Source organism: Rhizobium chutanense, from assembly GCF_002531935.1.
In the GTDB taxonomy this organism is placed as follows: Bacteria; Pseudomonadota; Alphaproteobacteria; order Rhizobiales; family Rhizobiaceae; genus Rhizobium; species Rhizobium chutanense.
Map to the genome: position 1 here is coordinate 153,125 of NZ_NWSV01000005.1, position 18,691 is coordinate 171,815.

At 62.1% G+C, this 18,691-nt stretch carries 16 protein-coding genes and 1 pseudogene; 9 read left to right on the forward strand and 8 right to left on the reverse strand.

Annotation, left to right across the window (positions count from 1 at the left end):
* The first annotated feature begins 4 nt into the window (after positions 1–4).
* The gene (locus CO666_RS10225; RefSeq protein ID WP_097611964.1) at positions 5–769 is read left to right on the forward strand and encodes an SDR family NAD(P)-dependent oxidoreductase; all 765 of its coding nucleotides are present in this window, start codon (positions 5–7) and stop codon (positions 767–769) included.
* Between the two features lie 64 nt (positions 770–833).
* Here CO666_RS10225 and CO666_RS10230 read toward each other — a convergent pair whose 3' ends face one another.
* Complete coding sequence (locus tag CO666_RS10230; protein WP_097611965.1) at positions 834–2,102, reverse strand: D-tagatose-bisphosphate aldolase, class II, non-catalytic subunit; 1,269 nt, start codon at positions 2,100–2,102, stop codon at positions 834–836.
* A gap of 3 nt (positions 2,103–2,105) precedes the next feature.
* Positions 2,106–3,089 (reverse strand): tagatose kinase, encoded by a 984-nt coding sequence (locus CO666_RS10235; RefSeq protein WP_097611966.1) that lies wholly within the window; start codon positions 3,087–3,089, stop codon positions 2,106–2,108.
* A 333-nt stretch (positions 3,090–3,422) separates the two neighbouring features.
* Between CO666_RS10235 and CO666_RS10240 the strand changes: the two genes are divergently transcribed.
* The 5 genes and pseudogenes from CO666_RS10240 to CO666_RS10260 all read left to right on the forward strand — a co-directional run bounded on the left by CO666_RS10240 (position 3,423) and on the right by CO666_RS10260 (position 8,071).
* The gene (locus CO666_RS10240; protein WP_179869653.1) at positions 3,423–4,736 is read left to right on the forward strand and encodes an ABC transporter substrate-binding protein; all 1,314 of its coding nucleotides are present in this window, start codon (positions 3,423–3,425) and stop codon (positions 4,734–4,736) included.
* Positions 4,684–5,091, forward strand: a complete 408-nt coding sequence (locus tag CO666_RS34885; RefSeq protein WP_097611967.1) for a TOBE domain-containing protein — start codon at positions 4,684–4,686, stop codon at positions 5,089–5,091. Before CO666_RS10240 ends, CO666_RS34885 begins: the two co-directional genes overlap by 53 nt.
* A gap of 29 nt (positions 5,092–5,120) precedes the next feature.
* Positions 5,121–5,891 (forward strand): annotated as a pseudogene (locus CO666_RS10250) (L-iditol 2-dehydrogenase).
* A 36-nt stretch (positions 5,892–5,927) separates the two neighbouring features.
* Positions 5,928–6,938: a zinc-dependent alcohol dehydrogenase family protein gene (locus tag CO666_RS10255; protein ID WP_097611968.1), complete on the forward strand. Its 1,011-nt coding sequence runs from the start codon at positions 5,928–5,930 to the stop codon at positions 6,936–6,938.
* 122 nt (positions 6,939–7,060) lie between these two features.
* Complete coding sequence (locus tag CO666_RS10260; RefSeq protein ID WP_179869663.1) at positions 7,061–8,071, forward strand: LacI family DNA-binding transcriptional regulator; 1,011 nt, start codon at positions 7,061–7,063, stop codon at positions 8,069–8,071.
* A 77-nt stretch (positions 8,072–8,148) separates the two neighbouring features.
* Here CO666_RS10260 and CO666_RS10265 read toward each other — a convergent pair whose 3' ends face one another.
* From CO666_RS10265 to CO666_RS10275, 3 genes are all read right to left on the reverse strand, one after another.
* Complete coding sequence (locus CO666_RS10265; RefSeq protein ID WP_097612229.1) at positions 8,149–9,084, reverse strand: 2-hydroxyacid dehydrogenase; 936 nt, start codon at positions 9,082–9,084, stop codon at positions 8,149–8,151.
* 88 nt (positions 9,085–9,172) lie between these two features.
* Entirely contained in the window at positions 9,173–10,195 is a 1,023-nt protein-coding gene (locus CO666_RS10270) for a LacI family DNA-binding transcriptional regulator (RefSeq protein WP_097611969.1), read from the reverse strand.
* Positions 10,196–10,222: 27 nt separating this feature from the next.
* On the reverse strand, positions 10,223–11,731 hold the full coding sequence (locus CO666_RS10275) for a hypothetical protein (protein WP_097611970.1): 1,509 nt from the start codon (positions 11,729–11,731) through the stop codon (positions 10,223–10,225).
* 203 nt (positions 11,732–11,934) lie between these two features.
* Here CO666_RS10275 and CO666_RS10280 point away from each other — a divergent pair, with 203 nt between their 5' ends.
* The 3 genes from CO666_RS10280 to CO666_RS10290 all read left to right on the forward strand — a co-directional run bounded on the left by CO666_RS10280 (position 11,935) and on the right by CO666_RS10290 (position 15,118).
* The gene (locus tag CO666_RS10280) at positions 11,935–13,209 is read left to right on the forward strand and encodes an extracellular solute-binding protein (protein ID WP_179869654.1); all 1,275 of its coding nucleotides are present in this window, start codon (positions 11,935–11,937) and stop codon (positions 13,207–13,209) included.
* A gap of 145 nt (positions 13,210–13,354) precedes the next feature.
* Positions 13,355–14,284 (forward strand): carbohydrate ABC transporter permease, encoded by a 930-nt coding sequence (locus tag CO666_RS10285; protein ID WP_097611972.1) that lies wholly within the window; start codon positions 13,355–13,357, stop codon positions 14,282–14,284.
* Positions 14,285–14,287: 3 nt separating this feature from the next.
* The gene (locus tag CO666_RS10290; protein ID WP_097611973.1) at positions 14,288–15,118 is read left to right on the forward strand and encodes a carbohydrate ABC transporter permease; all 831 of its coding nucleotides are present in this window, start codon (positions 14,288–14,290) and stop codon (positions 15,116–15,118) included.
* A 130-nt stretch (positions 15,119–15,248) separates the two neighbouring features.
* On the opposite strand, the gene CO666_RS10295 is transcribed toward CO666_RS10290, so the two are convergent.
* Genes CO666_RS10295 through CO666_RS10305 form a run of 3 tightly spaced genes read right to left on the reverse strand, consistent with a single transcriptional unit; the run spans position 15,249 to position 18,534 of the window.
* Entirely contained in the window at positions 15,249–16,286 is a 1,038-nt protein-coding gene (locus tag CO666_RS10295) for a HAMP domain-containing sensor histidine kinase (RefSeq protein WP_097611974.1), read from the reverse strand.
* Positions 16,286–16,990 carry a response regulator transcription factor gene (locus tag CO666_RS10300; RefSeq protein ID WP_097611975.1) on the reverse strand — a complete coding sequence of 235 codons (705 nt, stop codon included), beginning with the start codon at positions 16,988–16,990 and terminating at the stop codon, positions 16,286–16,288. Before CO666_RS10300 ends, CO666_RS10295 begins: the two co-directional genes overlap by 1 nt.
* 47 nt (positions 16,991–17,037) lie before the next feature.
* The gene (locus CO666_RS10305; protein WP_097611976.1) at positions 17,038–18,534 is read right to left on the reverse strand and encodes a DUF4153 domain-containing protein; all 1,497 of its coding nucleotides are present in this window, start codon (positions 18,532–18,534) and stop codon (positions 17,038–17,040) included.
* Positions 18,535–18,691 lie beyond the last annotated feature (157 nt).

Consider the following 18,691-nt stretch of genomic DNA (forward strand, 5'->3'; position numbering starts at 1 on the left):
GGACATGATCTTCGACAGATTTCGCCTGAACGGGCAGGTGGCGCTGGTGACCGGCGGCACGCGCGGCATCGGGCTTGCGATCGCCGAGGCGCTCGGCGAGGCGGGCGCCAAAGTCCTCATCACGGGAAGGTCCCACAATGCGGCGGCGGAAGATCGGCTCGCCAAGGCCGGTGTCGATTGCGATTTCATTGCCGCCGACCTGACGAAAGACGAGGCTGCCGACGCGCTCGTCGCTGAGACCCTTTCGCGGGGCGGCCGGCTCGACATCCTCGTCAACAATGCCGGCATCGCCATTCATGGCGACAGCGGGGAATTCTCCGATGCCATCTGGCGCGAGATCATGACCGTCAATGTCGACGCGGTCTTCCGTGCCTGCCGCGCCGCACTCGCCCCGATGCGCCGCCAGGGCGGCGGCGTCATCCTCAATATCGGCTCGATGTCTGGCATCGTGTCCAATATCCCGCAGAACCAGGTCGCCTATAACACCTCCAAGGCGGCCGTCCATATGATGACGAAGAGCCTGGCGAGCGAAGTTGCGGCCGAGAATATCCGCGTCAATGCCATTGCGCCGGGCTATATCGAGACCGATCTGTCGCGCGGCGGCATCGACAATCCCGACTGGTTTCCGACCTGGCGCAGCATGACCCCGATGGGACGGGTCGGACAGCCGGAGGAAGTGGCCGGTGCTGCCTTGTTTCTCTGCTCGGCGGCGGCAAGTTACGTCACCGGCGAAGTGCTTGTCGTCGATGGCGGCTATACGACGCGGTAAGGGTCGGAGAGGGGGAGCGGTTCTCCGCCGGGCAGCCAAGCGTCCCCCTTTTTCCCGGCGAAGTTCAGGGCGCCGTGCCGCAGGCGCTCTGGTAATCAGCGAGCACACGGTCGACCGCGGCAATCAACATGATTTCGGGATCTTTGGCTTCGGGCGCCGAAAGCTGCGGCAGATACTGACGCAGCAGCGTCTCCGGGATTGTCTTTCCGCGCAGGGCGCCGAGCAGACTCTCGAACGCCCGGTCGGCTTCGGGCCTGTTCCAGTAATAGCGGATACGATCGCTGTAGCTGTAGTGCCGCTGCAGACGCAAAGCCGTCTCGTCGCCGTGATAATGGGCTTGCCAGTCGCTGGGTGCTGCCAGCATCAGCGCCTCCATAGCGGCCGCAAGCGGCCTGTCGCCGTAACCCGGCACCATTTCGGTCGCGATCATGTCAAGCGCATAGGCGGCCTCGCGCAGCGCAAAGGTCAGGCCGGGGCCAACCTTCAGGATCGGGAAGCCGTCCTGCACCAGCCGTGTTAAGGCATCACGCGTCTGATAGTCCGTGGAATGGGCCTCGAAGACGAATTGCGGTTCCTCGTCGAGCAGTGCGGTCAATTCGGTCGCAAGCTCGGGCCTGTAGCCGATGACGTTCTCGCTGCCGAATTCGACGCCGGGCTGGACGACGAAAGCGATGACGCGGGAAAAGGCGTCCTCCAATCCCGCCCGAGAAAAGATCTCGCGATGAATGGCGATCGTCGCCAGGGCATCCTTCGCAGCGGTCGGCCGGAGCTCGGCGAGCGCATGATCGGCGCCGCCCGGCACCGGAACCTCCGTGCCGAGGATATAGAGCGGCAGCGGCATGCCGCTTGCCTTCGCGACCATTTCGCTGACCTGCGCCAGCCTTGCGGCGCGTTCGGCGATCGTCGCATCGTCGAGCGCGGCCGGCTCGCCGGCGCAGCCCATCGAGGCGTCGAGATGGATCTTGCCGAACCCGGCTTTGACATAGGCCGCGACCATCGCCTCTGCCTTCTCGAGTGCGGCCGCCGGCTTTTCCTTCCTCCATGGATTGGGGCCGAGGTGATCGCCGCCGAAAATCATCCGCGAGCGATCGAGCCCTTCCTCGGCGGCAATGCGCTCGACGAAGCGGATGAAGGCTTCCGGCGTCATGCCGGTATAACCGCCGAGATGGTTGACCTGGTTGCAGGTCGCCTCGATCAGGAGCGGGCCGCCGTCGCGCACCGCCCGCCGGATCGCCGCCCTAAGAACGACGGGATGGGCCGAACAGATCGAGGTGATGCCGAAGGGCGCTCCGTTGCGCCGCGCAGCGGCGAGGCGGGTCAATATCCGGTCCATTGTCTATCTCCTCGGGGTCTCAGCGATGAAGGCCGTCAGTTCGGCAAGGGTGGAAACGCCTTCCATCGGGCCGAGCCGGGTGACGTTGCGGGCACCGGCCGCATTGGCATGGAGGAGGGCTGCCTCCGGGGTCATGCCCTTGCGGCGGCAGGTGAGATAGGCCGCACCGAAGCAGTCCCCGGCGCCGGTCGGATCGATCTCGGCAACCGCGAAGGCGGCGCAATCGACGCGCGGGCGATCGCGACCGAAGAACGACGCGCCCTGTTCGCCCCGTTTCAGGACGATTTCACCGATGCCGCCTTCCAGCAACCTTGCGACAGCCCCGGCCTCTTCGCTTACTCCGGCGGCAGTCAAAAGCTCGTCGCCTGATGGCAGCAGCAGATCGGCTGCGGCCAGCACCTTGTCGAAGCTTTCCAGAGCGCCGTCATCCGTCAGCAGTTCCTTACGGAGATTGGGGTCTAGAGACACCGAGCCGCCGCGAGCGCACACCGTCTCGATAGCGTAGAGGATCACCTCGCGGGCGCCGGGAATGGAAAGTGCCGTTCCCATGACATGCACATGGCCGGCGCGCTGAACCAGAGCTTCAGCGGCCGGTGTGAGGGCGATCTGACCGGCGGCGGATCTGGCGATGTTGAAGACGAAATCGCGGGCGCCATCCGGACGGTAACGAACGAACGCGCTGCCTGTCGGCCAGTCAGCGCTGGTGGCGATGGCGGACACATCGGCGCCGTCCCGCCGCAGGCGTTCAACATTCAGCCGACCGAAATCGTCATTGCCGACGCTCGCGATGATGCCGGCGGCACCGCCCATGCGCGCGACCTGATCGATGAAAATGGCCGGCGCACCGCTGGGATAAGGCCCCGTCAGGGATTGCGGCTCCAGAAAGCCGGCACCGACCGTGGTCGCCATGATTTCCACCAGGATTTCCCCGACGGTGATCGTCGGGCCGAGCGCTTCCGGCGCGAGTGCCCTGTGAGGTAACGGCATCTGCAATCTCCTTATGCGGGAAGCGGCGGCGTCCGCGCTCCGCGCGTCTCTAAAAACGCGTCCCGTTTCGGCCGTAACCCGCCTGCCGAAGTCAGTCAACTGTAATTTTACGCGTGACAAGTTTTTATTGCGGTGCGACAGCGAATATCGAAAACGCATTGCGCTGCAAAATCCCATCTTTCCAGCTCTATTACGAGATTTCCGATATAAATTCGCCCCCATGTGGCCAAACCGGCCGCTTAAAACCTGCTTGACAATATCAATGGAGAAGCAGATAGAAAGTTTACGCATGTAAGTTTATGCGTAAACACCCGTAAAGGAGGAGCGGAGACCATGAACAAATTCACTGTCATTCTGTCTGCATCCGCAGCCGGCCTCGCGCTGGCCGTCGGCATGGCGCATGCCGAGGAGCTGACGATCGCCACCGTCAACAATGGCGATATGATCATCATGCAGAAACTGTCGCCGGAATGGGAAAAGGAGACCGGCAACAAACTGAACTGGGTCGTGCTCGAGGAGAACGTCCTTCGCCAGAAGGTGACGACCGATATCGCGACCAAAAGCGGCCAGTACGACATCCTGACGATCGGCGGCTACGAAGCGCCGATCTGGGGCAAGCAGGGCTGGCTCGAGCCGCTCGACGATCTGGGAGACGACTATGACTATGGCGACCTGCTCGCCCCCATCAAGACCGGCCTGACGGTCGACGGCAAGCTCTACGCCGTACCGTTCTATACCGAGAGTTCCTTCACCCTTTACCGGAAGGACCTGTTCGACGCCGCCGGCCTGAAGATGCCGGAGCAGCCCACCTACGATCAGATCAGGGAGTTTGCCGAGAAGCTCACCGACAAATCCAAGGAGCAATACGGCCTCTGCCTGCGCGGCAAGCCCGGCTGGGGCGAGAACATGGCGTTCTTGGGAACCATGATCAACACCTATGGCGGCCGCTGGTTCGATATGGATTGGAAGCCTGAGATCAATTCCGAACCGTGGAAGAAGGCGGTCACCGATTATGTCGATCTCCTGACCAAATACGGTCCTCCGGGCGTCACCTCGAACGGCTTCAACGAGAACCAGGCGCTGTTTTCGACCGGCCATTGCGCCATGTGGATCGATGCGACGTCCGCGGCAGGGCGCGTCTACGATCCGAAGCAGAGCCAGGTTGCCGACAAGACGGCGTTTACCCGCGCTCCGGTCAATGTCACGCCAAACGGATCGAGCTGGTCATGGTCGTGGAACCTTGCCATCCCCGCCACTTCGACCAAGTCCGAAGCGGCGAAGTCGTTCATCAAATGGGCGACGTCGAAAGCCTATGTGAAGATGGTCGGCGAGAAGGAAGGCTGGGTCGCGGTTCCGCCCGGCACCCGCAAGTCGACCTATGAACTCGCCGAATATCAGAAGGCCGCTCCCTTCGCCGACACGGTGCTGAAGGCCATTCTTTCGGCCGATCCGTCCAAGCCGACCAAGGACCCGGTCCCCTATACCGGCGTTCAGTTCGTCGCCATCCCGGAATTCCAGGGGATCGGCACGATTGTCGGCCAGCAGATCTCCGCGGCTCTGGCCGGCCAGCAGACCGTCGACGCTGCCCTCGACAATGCCCAGAAACAGGTCGAGCGCGACATCAAAAAGGCCGGCTACCCCAAGTGAGTGGCGGCCTCGCCCGCGGCTAAGGCCGCGGGCTCCTCCCGGAGGGTTCCGGCAGTGTCAGCTGCCGGAACTCCGGCTCTGGTTTTTCCCAATCGCTGCGCCCGAGCATCTCACGATCGGGGCCGAGGGACTGGTCGAGGGCGAAATCATGGTCGTCGAACGACTCGGCGGTCACACCTATGTTTATGTGCAGATCATGCCCGGACAACTCGTTATCGTCGAGACGGACGGAGCAGATAGCCACCAACTGCATCAAAAAGTACGGCTGTCTTTCAATGCCGGCGACTGCCACCTGTTCGATGAACAGGGGCTGGCGCTGGAGAGAATGCGCCACACATCCATTTCGACGCACTGAGCACGCTTTCCAGGGAAAGGAACATGATCATGAGACTGAAAGACAAGGTTGCGCTCATTACCGGCGGCGCGCGCGGGATCGGGCTGGGCTTCGCGGAAGCCTACGTCAAGTAAGGTGCAAGGGTTGTCATCGCCGACATCGATATCGCGAGGGCGACCAAGGCGGCGGACGCGATCGGCCCTGCCGCCACGGCGATGAAGCTCGATGTGACCGATCTCTCGGCCATCGACGCCGTCGTCAAGGAGATCGACCAGACGCATGGCGGCATCGACATCCTGGTGAACAACGCCGCGATCTTCGACATGGCGCCCGTCAACGAGATTACCGAAGCGAGCTACGACAAAGTCTTCTCGATCAATCTGAAGGGCCCGCTCTTCATGATGAAGGCGGTCTCGAACGTCATGATCGAGCGGGGCAGGGGCGGCAAGATCATCAATATGGCGAGCCAGGCCGGCCGACGCGGCGAGGCGCTGGTGCTGCTCTATTGTGCTTCGAAGGCGGCGATCATCTCGGCGACGCAGTCGGCCGCACTGGCGCTGGTAAAATACGGCATCAACGTCAATGCCATCGCACCGGGCGTCGTCGACGGCGAGCATTGGGATATCGTCGATGCCCATTTCGCCAAGTGGGAAGGCCTGAAGCCGGGCGAGAAGAAGGCCGCCGTCGCCAAATCCGTCCCGATCGGCCGTTTCGCGACGCCTGACGATATCAAAGGCCTGGCCGTCTTCCTCGCTTCCGCCGACAGCGATTACATTCTCGCCCAGACCTACAATGTCGACGGCGGCAACTGGATGAGTTGATCGCTCGATCCAGCCACCAATCCAGGAGCCAGAGAGATGGAAGCCATCTGCTATACCGAAAAGGGCGTCGCGGTCACCAAGACGTTGCCGCTGCCAGAACTGAGGCCTGGCCATGCACTGGTGCGCGTGCGCGCGGCCGGCCTCTGCCATACCGATATCGACGTCCTTCACGGCCGTTACGGCGAGGGCCGTTTCCCGCTGGTTCCCTGCCATGAATATTCAGGCGTGGTCGAGGCGGTCGCGGGCGAGGTCTCCGGCCTTGCCGTCGGCGCCCGCGTCGTCGTCGACCCCAATCTTCCCTGTGGAGAATGCCCGGCCTGCCGCAAGGGACTGACCAATCTCTGTCGTGACCTGAAGGCCTACGGCGTGACGGAGAACGGCGGTTTCGCCGAATACAGCCTGGTCAGGACCGATCACCTCTATGAGATCGGCGACCTCGCCTTCAACCTTGCCGCACTCGCCGAGCCGCTCGCCTGCGTCTTGAACGGCCTTAACAGCGCCGGTCTGCGGGCCGGCCCGACGCGGACGGAAACCGCGCTGATCTTCGGCGCCGGACCGATCGGCCTGCTGCTTGCCCTTTCCTTGAAGGCCGAGGGTGTCGCGTCGGTGACGGTCGCCGACATCAATGAGGGGCGCCTTGCCTTTGCCGAAAAGCTGGGGCTGGAGACGGCCGTCTCGGGATCCCAGGCGCTTGCGAACCGTCGCCGAGCCTTCGATTTCGTCGCCGACGCGACCGGCATCGCCCGCGTCGTCGAAGGCATGATCGACTTCGCGGCCGATGGCGGCACGGTTCTGGTCTTCGGCGTCTGCGCGCCCGACCAGCGCATTTCCATCGCCCCCTTCGAGATCTTCCGCCGCCAGATCCGTTTTGCCGGCTCTCATTCGTTGAACCGCAACATTCCCGAGGCGCTTGCCATCCTCAAACGGGACGAGGGTGCGATGGCGGCGCTGGTGTCCCATCGCCTGCCGCTCGGCGAGGTGCTGCCTTTCATCACCAAGAAGTCCGCCGATCCTGCGACGATGAAGGTGCAGTTCTCCATCGACTAGGTCGATCCTCGCCATCATCGGGACCGAACGACAGGCCGCTTTTCGTTCGGCGATGAGTCATCTAGAAAGCCGTCAGAGACGCCGTGTCAGGAGATCAGATGGTGGGAAAGACGATCAAAACCATGGAGGACTTTTCGGAGTTCGTCGGCCTGTCGCGTCCCACCGTCTCGAAATATTTCAGCGACCCGATGTCCGTGCGCCAGAAGACCCGAGAGACGATCGAGCAGGCCCTGAAGAAATCGGGATTTCGGCCGAATATGTTCGCCGTCAATCTCAACCGGCGGCGCAGCAATATTCTCGGCGTCATCATTCCCAATTCCACCGACCCCTTCTATATGGCGCTCACCCGCCGTATCGAGATGATCGCCAACGAGACGGGCTTCCTCGCCATCGTGCTGTCATCGGACGGCAAGGCCGAGATGGAGGACCGGGCGATCAAGACGCTGAAATCGATGAATGTCGCCGGCGCGATCATCGCGCCGCTCGGCGTCGAATCCCATCATGCGACGCTCGACGAACTCGGCCGCAGCGTGCCCCTCATCTATGTGGACTCGCCGCTCGACGAGACCTCCTCCTTCGTCGGCACCAACAATCGTCAGAGTTTCAGCCTGATCGTCGACTATCTCTGCCGCTCGGGCGAACCGCCTTGCTACTTCGGCATGCCGCATGTCAACACCAACGCCTTGACACGCCAGACGGCCTATCTGGAGGCGATGGAGCAATTCCGCATGCCACCCAGCATTATCGAGCTTAGCGATAGCAAGAGCTGGGATTTCGAGCGTTTCGGCTTCGAGGAGGCGACCCGCATCCTGACATCGGGCCAGGGCTTCCCGACGCGGACCGTGCTCTGCGCCAACGACCGCGTCGCCTTCGGCGTCATCGCCGCCGCTTACCAGCTGGGCGTCAAGGTCGGCCACGGCGCCAACCACGACCTGCGCGTCGCCGGTCATGACGACCATCCCCTGTCCCGATACGCCTGCCCGCCGATCACGACGGTTGCGCAGAACTATAACGAGATCGGCCGGCTGGCGATCGAGCTGCTGCTCGACAAGCTCGGAGAGGGGGAGGGGGCCGCCACCCCGGCGGGCCGCATTCTTCTCAATGCCGAGTTGATGCTGCGGGCTTCGGCGTAATCTCGCAGTCGCGCGCGTTCGCAGTCTTCAACGCCAAGCGACAGGATGACGTTCTCGCCCTGCGCAAACGGGTTCTATCAGTTTACGGTGGTGGGCGGGGTCGACCCCGCAAAATAGGCTCCGACGTTCGCAACGACGAGCTCTCCCATGGCAAGGCGGGTCTCGTAAGTGGCGCTTCCCTGGTGCGGCATGAGGACCGTGTTCGGCGCGTTGCAGAATGCCGGGCGAATGTTTGGCTCATCGACGAAGACGTCCAGGCCGGCACCGCCGATGACGCCGTCGTTCAAGGCTTCGAGCAGCGCCGTTTCGTCGACGACGTTGCCGCGGGAAATGTTGACAAGGATGCCGTCGGAACCGAGCGCGCGCAGCACCTCGGCGTCCACGATGTTCTGCGTCGCAGCGGTCGCAGCTATGCAGGCGACGAGGACGTCGCTTTCGGCGGCCAGAGCCGCAGCGGAACCGAAAGACTTCCAGGCACAATCGGGAACGAGGGAACGGTTCCAATATCCGACCTGCATTCCGAACGCTTCGGCTCGCCGTCCGAACGCCTTGCCGATCTGGCCGAGACCAAGGATTCCAACCCGCTTGCCCCTGGGACTTCTTCCAAGAGGGAAGCCGGTTTGCGGCCATCGGCCGGCGCGGACGAATCGATCGCCTTCCGTAACGCGCCGCAGCAGCGCGAGCATGAGCGCGACGCCAATGTCGGCGACGTCTTCCGTCAAGATTCCAGGGGTCGTTGTCACGTCGATGTTGCGGCTCCGGGCGAATTTCAAATCGACCTTGTCGGTGCCCACGCCATTGATCGCGATGACGCCCAAGGCCGGCAGCCTCGATATCCAATCGTTCGAGAGACCGCTTCCTCCGCCGGTCACGACGGCCCTGATGCGTGGCAGCGCGGCCTCGATCTCCCTTGCGTCGTCAGCGCGGTAGAGACGATGCAGCCTGTAATTCGCATCCAGCGCGGCTTCGATGACCGGCATTAGCGGTTCGACAAGAAGGATATCGGGTTTCATCAAGACGTTCCTTTCGGTCAAATGATGGGGAACGCGGAAGACTTCTCCCACGTCCGGAAAGCGGCCATCGGCCGCACGCGACGCTTGATCAGGATCTGAGCGGCGCCTTGCCGGTCGAGTCTCGCACGACCAGGCTCGTCTCCATGATCGTCGTGGCTGACATGGGCGACCCATTCCGGATGCTGTCCAGAACCAGCGTCGCGGCCCGTTCGCCGAGCTGTCGAGCGTGCGTATCGATGGTGGTCAGCGGCGGCTGGACGAACTCGGCATCGGCGACATTGTCGAATCCTACGACTGACACGTCCCGACCGACCTTGAGGCCCATGCGCTCCAGGCTCGCCATCGCGCCGATCGCGACGACGTCGTTGAAGCAGACGAGCGCCGTCGGCCGTCGCTCTTCCTTGTCGAATAGCTCTCGCACCTTCTCGGCCGCGGCGGAGCGGCGAAGCGCACATGGGACATGCCTCGGTTCAAGCCCATGCGAACGCATCGACGAGATATAACCTTCGTAGCGCTCGGTGGCCGCCGAATAGACACGCTCTCCGCCCAGAAGGACGATATCGGTATGCCCAAGTTCCGACAGGTGGTCGACCGCCAGCGCGACGCCGTGCGCATAATCGATGCCGAGGTAACTCGTATCGGCCTCGGTGCGACGAAGCACCTGCAGGACCCGAAGCCCGGAGCGCGCCAGATTCTCGGCTGCGGATTGATCCGCGGCGGTCACCGGGCAGATGATCACCGCGTCGACATTCTGTTCGTGCATGCGACGCAGGATCTTCTCCTGGCTGGCCGACGATTCCCACGAATTGCCGAGAAGCGATATCCATCCGCTGTCATTCAGAACCTGGTCGACACCCGCCGTCAGTTCCGAATAAAACGGGTTCGTCAGGTCGGGAATGATGATCCCGACCAGATAGCTGTGGCGGGCCCGGATCGCGGCCGTCCGGTTGTAGACGTATCCGAGACGCTCCGCGGCTTCTCGGACGGCGATCTTCGTTCGTTCGGCCACTAGGCCGCTGTTGCGCAGGACGAGCGACACGGTCGAGCGGGACACGCCCGCCACTTTCGCGACGTCGTCGATCGTCAGACGGCGTTCGGTCTCGTCACTCATCGGATCGCCCTCACTCTGCCGCGGATGTCACTCATCGATCACGCCGGAATAGCCCGGCCCTCCTGCCGCAAGATATCCACCGCTTTGACCGGCCGCCGAGCGGCTGACCCAGAACGAGTAGAGATGCGCGTTCTCGAGAAGAAAGCGGAAACGGAGCGGCCGGCCTGCGAAGGCGGTCAGATCGCCCGCCTTCCAGGTTACCGACTGTGTCACCTTATCAACGGTGATCGCATGGCAGTCCTCTTCTCCGTAGCCGGAAATCGCGCGTCCTTCCTCGTCGAGGACGGCGACACGCAAACGGCCGGCGGCGCAATCGGCATTGACGAAGAAGTGCCCGCCAGAGAAGACGATCGGCTTCGTGGTCATCTCGCCGGCGTCCTTGGCATGAAGCGAGACGAAGCCGTCCCGCCGCAGGGTGACCAGGCCGACCGATCCGCCGGCGTAGGCGTGCGTGCCGAGCATCGGCGAATGCCCGGAAAAACCGGAGACGTAGAAATAGAGTTCGTCGCCGACGACGAAGCAAACGCCGCCGGTCGCGTGCAGGTAGCCTCGGTCCCATTGTCCCGGGCGCTGCGAGGGTGCGAGGAACGGCTTTCCCCGGTTCGGGCGGATCCAGTCGAGGCCGTCCCGGCTGAAACCGATCTCGAGATCGGTGATCTTGGGTAGACCGCGGTAGAAGCTGTCCGGGTTCTGAGGACCGCGGAACATGCCGTAGATGCCCAGCATGACGCCCTCGTAGGCGACGGCGTCGAAGTTATAGATTTCGGAGGGAAGCTCGCCCGACGGATTTGCATGATCGAATTCGTCGGGAACGACCAGGTTCTTCCGGTCTTCCCTGGCCCACGCACGGCCCTCGACGAAATCCGCGTGGGCGACGTAGCTGCGCTGGCGGCCGCGGTCGGCATGCACGCGCAGCGAATAGTACCATCTGCCGTCGAACGGGTTGAAATAGAAGTTGCTGTTGTCGCCACACTCGCCTGTCCGGCCCCTCTGCGTCCAATGGATCGCATCCGGCGAGGTATAAACCTCCGCATACTGTTCCTTGACGCCGTCAAAGTCGTAGTCGGTGTAGGGCGTGCTCGGGTGCGAGCCGTGGCGGTAGTAGACCATCATCTTGAAACGCTCGGACCGGTCCCTGGCGAAGGTGTCGAGCCAGAAGCCGGCCCCATCCCTCATCCGCGGATAGCCGATCGGCAGAATACGGTTGGTCACGCCATCCACGTCGAGCACCGGTCGATCCCAATGGATGCCGTCCTTGCTCGTCGCCAGAGCGGTCGAGGCGAACCATCCGGCGTGATAGGTCATCTTGAAGAGCTGATCTTCCGGATCGAAGAAGGCGCCGTCCTGGAACGTGCAGGCGACCGGGCAATAGCCGCCGTTCATCTCGATCGGCGTTTCCGGCTTCAGCACGGGCGTTGCGGGATGCACTTTCGGCTGATGGAACACCCGCTCGAGTGCGGATGTGGCAATCAGATGGTCGTCGAACAGCAATTGGCGGCCGACGCCGAGTTCGATTGGCTTGACGCCTGCTTCCATGAATGCTCCTCCAAGACCGTATTTTGGATAATTTAGACCGATCCATGTGTCAACAATAGAGAAAATGGAAAAGAAGTTGACAAATTTAGACCGATCTAACAGTTTTAATATGTCGTTGGATCGGTCGAAATTTGAAATCAGCGACCCGGTGCCGGGGAGGCGCCGTCAGCGCACCAAATCGCGTTACAGTTGGGAGGATGCAAATGAAGCGTACTATTCGAATTCTGTCCGTTGCCGCCATCGCAGCGCTCTCGTCGACAGCCTTTGCGCAGGAAAAGAAGCTGACCGTTGTCGGCGTGAACATCCATGAGGCCTCCATGCGCGGCGTGGGCGTCGCAAACGGCAAGGATGCGCTGGCCGACTTCGAAAAAGAGAAGAACATCAAGGTCGCGGTCAACGTCGAGACGGGTCCGGGTATCCTGGAGGCACTGCCGCGTTTGGGAACGCTGAACAGTTCTGCGGAAGACATCATCATGGTCTCGCAGTTGATGGCCAACCCGCGCCTTGCCACATTTCTCGAGCCGCTCGATAAATATATGTCGGCGAATGCCGTCGAAGGCTTCCCGCAGGACTGGGTCAAGGCGCCGGTGGAAGCCGGAACGATCGACAATCAGCACTACACCGTGCCGCTACGTTGCGGTGTCTGGATCTTCTGGGGCAATAAGAAGTATCTCACCGATCAGGGCGTGGCCGAGCCGCCGAAGACGCCGGAGCAGCTCTACGAAGCAGCGAAGAAAGCCACCTTCACCAAGCCCAATGGCGAAAAGGTTTACGGCTTCGCAGTGCGCGGCATCAGCGACCAGGTTCCATCGGGCTTTGCCACCATCGGAGCGATGTTCGGTGGATCGATCATCGACCAGAAGGGCGAAGTCGTGGTCAACAGCCCGGCAATGGTCAAGGCGGCCGAATTCCTGCATCGCCTCTATGCGGAGGGGATCATGCCTCCGAATTGGTCCAGCATCGACGCCGATCAATTGTTCACGTCGGGCCGTCTTTCGATGGTCGTCAGCAACGACAACTTCACCTCGCGCTTCGAGTCGCCGCAGGCCCTTGGTCCCGGCGGAACCATCCCGTTCCACGTTCCGATCCTCGACGAACTGCGCAAGGGCGGCGTCGACTTTGCGGGCAGTCAGTCCTTCTATTGGGGCGCCGGCATCCTGAAGGGTTCACAGAACAAGGAGCAGGCCTACGACCTCATCAAATATCTCGCAGGTCCAGGACCGGAAGCGATGATGATGTCCAACGGCAACCAGCCGTGCCGCGCCGCACCGCTCGCCAAGCTCGGCGAAACGGTCGCTGCCAACAGGGTGGGCATCGATACGCTCGCAATCTCGCGCCCGCCGCTTCCGGGCAATCCTCGCCTTAGCGAAGCCAGCGATGCCGTCGCGGTCGCCGTCCAGGATATTGTCGTGAACGGCGCCGCAGCCCAGCAAACGCTCGACACCCTCGCAGATGACCTGAAGGGTATCTACGAGTAATTTCGACGAATGCGATCCCGATCGCCAAGGCTCGGGGCGCGCACCCTTACGGGTCGGCCCTGAGCCGGAGGCGAAATCTGATCGCCGGCACGGCCGCGGAGACGATTCGTCTGCTCCGTCCTGCCTTTTCAATCGGAAGACAAGCATGGCTACGAACAGCATCACCGCCGCTCAGGGCAGACGCCGGCACAAAAAAACCAGAACGGCCGAGGACTTCGTCGCCATCGGTGCGATGGCCGCGCCCATTTTGCTGCTTCTGCTGTTCATCGGAATTCCCGCGGCCGTCCTGCTCGCGACCGCGTTCACGGACTATTCACCGGGGATTCCAACGAAGTTCGTCGGCTGGAAGAATTTCACGACGCTGTTCAACAGTTCGGTGTTCTATACGATCCTGCTGCGCAACATCGTCTATGTAATCGGCGTCGTCAGCCTGCAGTTGCTCGTCGCTCTCGGTATCGCTCTGATCCTTGACAACGACCTTCGCTACCGTCGCATCTGGATGGCGCTTTTGATCGCACCCTTCGCGATCAGCCCGGTCGTCGGCGTCGTCATCTGGAAAAACCTGCTCGATCCGTCCTACGGCCTGGTCAATTACGTGATCTCGTCTCTCGGACTGCCGCCGGTTCCGTGGATGTCCACGCCGCTAACATCGATGATCGCAGTCGTTATCGTGGCCGTCTGGCGCGGCTTCCCTTTCATCGCGATCATCCTGTTTGCGGCACTGAGAGGCATTCCCGATGAGGTTAAGGAAGCCGCCCGAATGGACGGCGCGAATTCGTTCCAGGTGTTCTGGTACGTCAAGCTCCCCTTCATCATGCCGGCGCTGTCGATCATGGCGCTGTTCGAGACCATTTTCGCCGTGCGTGAGTTCGACACCATACAGACCATGACGGGCGGCGGACCCGGCACCTCAACCTCGCTGCTGTCGCATTATCTCTACCGCACGGCATTCGGAACGTTTCGGTTCGGAATGGGTGCGTCCGTCGGCTGGGTGATGCTCGCACTGACCATGGCGATGGCCGCATTGATCATCTGGCGCGCCTATCGCGATATGTTTCCCAAAAGCAAGGCCTGAGCAATGAACGGAAATCCGACCGGTCGAATCCTGGTCTTCGCGCTTCTTTGCGTCGCAGTCGTCTGGGCGTTCTTTCCGATCGTCTTCATGATCAGCAGCTCGTTCAAGCCTGGGGAACTGATCTGGTCTTATCCGCCGACACTGGTGGCTGAGCCGACAGTGAGCAATTATCAGAACATCGCCACCTTGTTTCCGCGGTTCTGGCGCAGCCTGTTCAACAGTTTCATCGTCACCGTTCTGACGACGGTTCTGACGCTGGTGATGGCGGTTGCTGCCGCTTTCGTCTTTTCCCGGTTGCGTCAACCCTGGTTGAAGGTGCCCGCATTCCTGATGATCTTCGTGAGAATGTTTCCGTCGATCATCGTCGTCATTCCGCTGTACCCCGTCTTCAACGCGCTGGGGTGGCTGGATACGATCACGCCCCTCGTTCTGTGCGGCGCGGCATTCGCGGTGAGCATGGCGACCTTGCTCATCAAGACCTTCGTCGACGATATCCCGATCGAACTGGAGGAAGCAGCGATGATGGACGGCTGCTCCCGCGTCGGCGCCTTCATGCGAATCACCCTGCCTCTCCTGACGCCTGCAATCGCCGCTGTGTCGCTCGTCGTGGCGATCGGCTCCTGGAACGAATATCTTTTTCCTCTCGTGTTCACCTCGAACGATGCTCGCACGGCGCCGGTCATCATCGCGATCGCGATGAGCAACGAGGACGGCGTCGCGTGGGGCGGCGTCATGGCGATGGCATCAATCTATCTCGCGCCACCGCTGCTGCTGGTGCTTCTGCTGCACAAGCAGATCACGAACGTGATGACGATGGGCGCCGTGAAAGGCTGAGCGGCGCGGCCTTGTTGCCGATCCGAAACCGATCGGGCCAGTCCGGCGATTGCCTGACGCACTCGCGCGAATTCGACATTCAACGACCGGTGTGGCGGCGCCGACGCTCTCCATCGGCGTCTTCTACGGTCTACGGATCGGGTGCGAGCACGTTCGGCAATTGCATCGGCATGGTGATTTCGAAGCCGGCGCCGGCGCCGGGCGTCTGCAGCAGGCGGATGGTCCCGCCGTGAGAGCCCAGCATGGCGCGGACGATACCGAGACCCATGCCGGTGCCGCCCTCTTCGCGGCGGGTGGAGAAGAACGGCTGAAAGACCCGTTCGCGGTTTGCCTCGGAAATACCGCGGCCATTGTCACGGAGGAGAATGACGGCTGTCCGGACGTCTGGCGACACGGTGAATTCCAAGGCCGTAGCGCCGTGCTGAACGGCATTTTCGGCGAGATTGGCAAAGACGATACCGGCCGCCTCCTGGGAAAGAGCAACCGATATTTCCGTATCGCCGCTCGCCGAAATACCGAGCGCGGGAAATCGCAGGCGCAGTGACGATAGGATGTCGGTGACGCTGCTGTTGCCCTCCGCCACCGGCGTCTCCGCCTGCGCAAGATCCCTCAGACGCTGCAGCAAGGCATCGAGCCGCAGCGCGTCGGCAACGATGTTGTCGAGGAAGTGCAAACGCTCCGCCTTCGTCATCGGCCTCTCGCCATCGTCGTCACGCAAAAGCTCTGCCGCGCCCCGAATGGCCGTCAGCGGCGACTTCAGTTCGTGGGAGACATGGGCGGCAAAGGAGCGGACATATTCGGTGCGATCGACCAGTTTCCCGGCAAGATCGAGGAAGCTTTGCGACAATACCGCGATCTCGCGGGTTCCATGGCTTTCAAGCGGCCGGATCGCCGCCTTGCCGCCACGGGCGATTTCTGCCGCGCGGGCGATCAGGGCGTCGATAGGGCCGGTGATGGTGCGGGTCAGCACATAGGCAACGCCGAGCGTCAAGAGGAAGACGATGCCGAGGGCGCCGATCTCGGCCGGCGCCATCCGGCTTGAATTTGCCTCGACGGCGCGAAACCAGACGACGATCAGGACCGGCAGCGCCATGACGGTCAAAAGCACGGCATAGACGATCAGCGCCAGCGCCGGCCGCCACTTCGGCCGGACTTTCGGTGCCGGCATCAGCTCTTCCTCCCGATATCGCCGCCGAGTTTGAAGCCGACGCCGTGAACGGTTGCGATGATTCCGGAACCGCCGGCGGTGGAGAATTTGGCTCTGATGTTGCGGATATGGCTGTCGATCGTCCGGTCTGAAACATAGGTATTCGGGCCATAGGCCGCTTCCATCAGCTGTTCGCGGCTAAAGACCATATCCCGATGTGACAGCAGCGCCTCCAGGATGGCGAATTCGAGCGCCGTCGTCGTGACAGCGCTGTCGCCAAACGTGACCGTTCTGCCGCGGCGATCCAGGCTGAGTTCGCCGGCAACGAGAGTGGCGCGGCGTTTGTCGAGCCCCGTTTCATTGCCGCTGCGCTTCAGGATCGCCTTGACCCTCGCGACGAGTTCGCGCGGGCTGAACGGTTTGGTGACATAGTCGTCCCCGCCGATTTCAAAACCCAGCACTCTGTCGATCTCCTCGTCGCGCGCGGAAAGAAACAGGATCGGCAAGCCGGAACTCTTGCGGATCTGGCGGCAGACCTCCAGACCATCCATATCGGGCATGCCGATATCGAGAATGATCAGATCGATGTTGCCGCGCCGAAAGGCCGCTATCGCCTCGGCGCCGTTGCGGGCTGCCGTCGATGTCAGGCTGGCGCGCTCAAGGGCAAAGCAGATCACATCGCGGATGTGAGGTTCGTCGTCGACGACGAGAATGCGCTGCGCCATTGTCGGTCCTGCGTTGGTTTGTCGTGCCTGTTGTTATCGTTCTCGTTCTATCTTGCAATGGCTGCGGGAGACAGAAGATAGGCCTCCAGTCGCCAAGAACGAAAACTCCAGCTCCGCCAGTCGCGCGGGCGATGCTCGAATTGCCAGACGAGCGAGCCCCGGATGAGCTGCGCTTCGCTGATCTTGTCGGTCCTGTATTCCGGTAGCGCGCTGATATGGAGATCAAGGGCCGGAATGGCGGACGGGCCGAGCGTGGAAAGATAGTAGATATCCAGCGGCGGGCCTTCGTGGCTGCTCTCCTGGCTGTGGGCGACGTTGAAGCGGGCAATGACATCGGGAAAATCGACGAACGCACTGACGTAGAGAACCGAGATCAGAGAAACGAGGTTGGCGGCGATCAGCCATTCGTTGGATCGATTGAGCAGAATGCGCAGCAGGATCAGGACAAGGCCGATGGCAACGAGGCCCATCCAGATACCCGCGGCGATACGCAGTTCCGTCAGCGAGTAGGCCCCGACGTAAAGATCGAGCCGCAAGATCGACGACAGGCAGAGAAGAATGTTCTGACCGATCCACGCGTGGACGAGGCCGCGGATCAGCGGGCTATGATCGCCGGGACCGCCGCGCCGCATGGCGAGAAGGACGAAACCGGCGGCAAGCAGCGCCGTCGCGATCAGCGGATAGGCGCCGCGATGAGCATATTCGGCATGACTCATGTGATCGGGCAGATCCGCACCGCCCCAGAGATAGACGAGATCGAGAAGCGTCTGCACCGCAAAGACCGCATTGAACAGGGCGAGCGAGCGCAGCAGCGAGGCATGGCCGAGCGGCGCATTTCTGGCAGGCACGATCATGAAGGCCCTTTCGGCCCGCAACCGCGCAGCGCGACGCTTCAGCCGCGGCCGCAGCAATGCCCAGACCGCAACGGCGATGATGATCCAGAAGCCGATCCGCCAAAGATCGAGAAACTGCAAGAGAACGGCAAAACGAATGCTGCGCAGCGCGATCTCGATCAGCGGGTTTGCCGCGGCAAAGAGAGACACGAAGACCGCCGCGAGAACAAGCGGCATGAGCCAAAGGCCGACACTTTGGCGGAAGCCGACAAAGGAGAAATGTTTGGCCGGCGTCGCCAGATATTTCCTGCAATCCGCCGCAAGCCGCAGGGGAATGACAAGGGCAAAGCGAAAAAACACCAGGGGCAGGCCGGTGAGGCGACGGGGCACGAGCCCGGCGCTGACCAAAGCAACCGCCATCAGCGCGCCGAAACAAAGGGCAAGGCCCGTCAACGAGGGCGCCTCCAGCAAGGGCGCCGAAGCCAGGAACAAAAAAATCAGCAGGAAAGCCGCCGTCAAAGGCGATGGCTTCTTCCGAGCCGAGAGCAGAATGGCGACACAGACGGCGAAGCCAAAGAGAAAAAGATTGATCCCAGGGGCGGAGCCGAAGATCAGAAAATCGGCAAGCGCGACAAGCGCCAGCAGGGCGGCAATCCGGCCGCGGCCACGTTTGATGGGCATCGGCTCCGTCAGGGTATCGGTTGTGTCCATTGCTGCTCCTCTCGCAGATGCGGCTTTTCGATCAGGATGAGCCTGTAAACCGGGTTCACCACGGCGGGCGTGCCTGGACGCCCGCTTGACGCGGCCAGCCACCATCCGTCATTGCGCAGGCTATCCGGTAAGGCGGGTGGGGTGCCGCAGGGCGGGA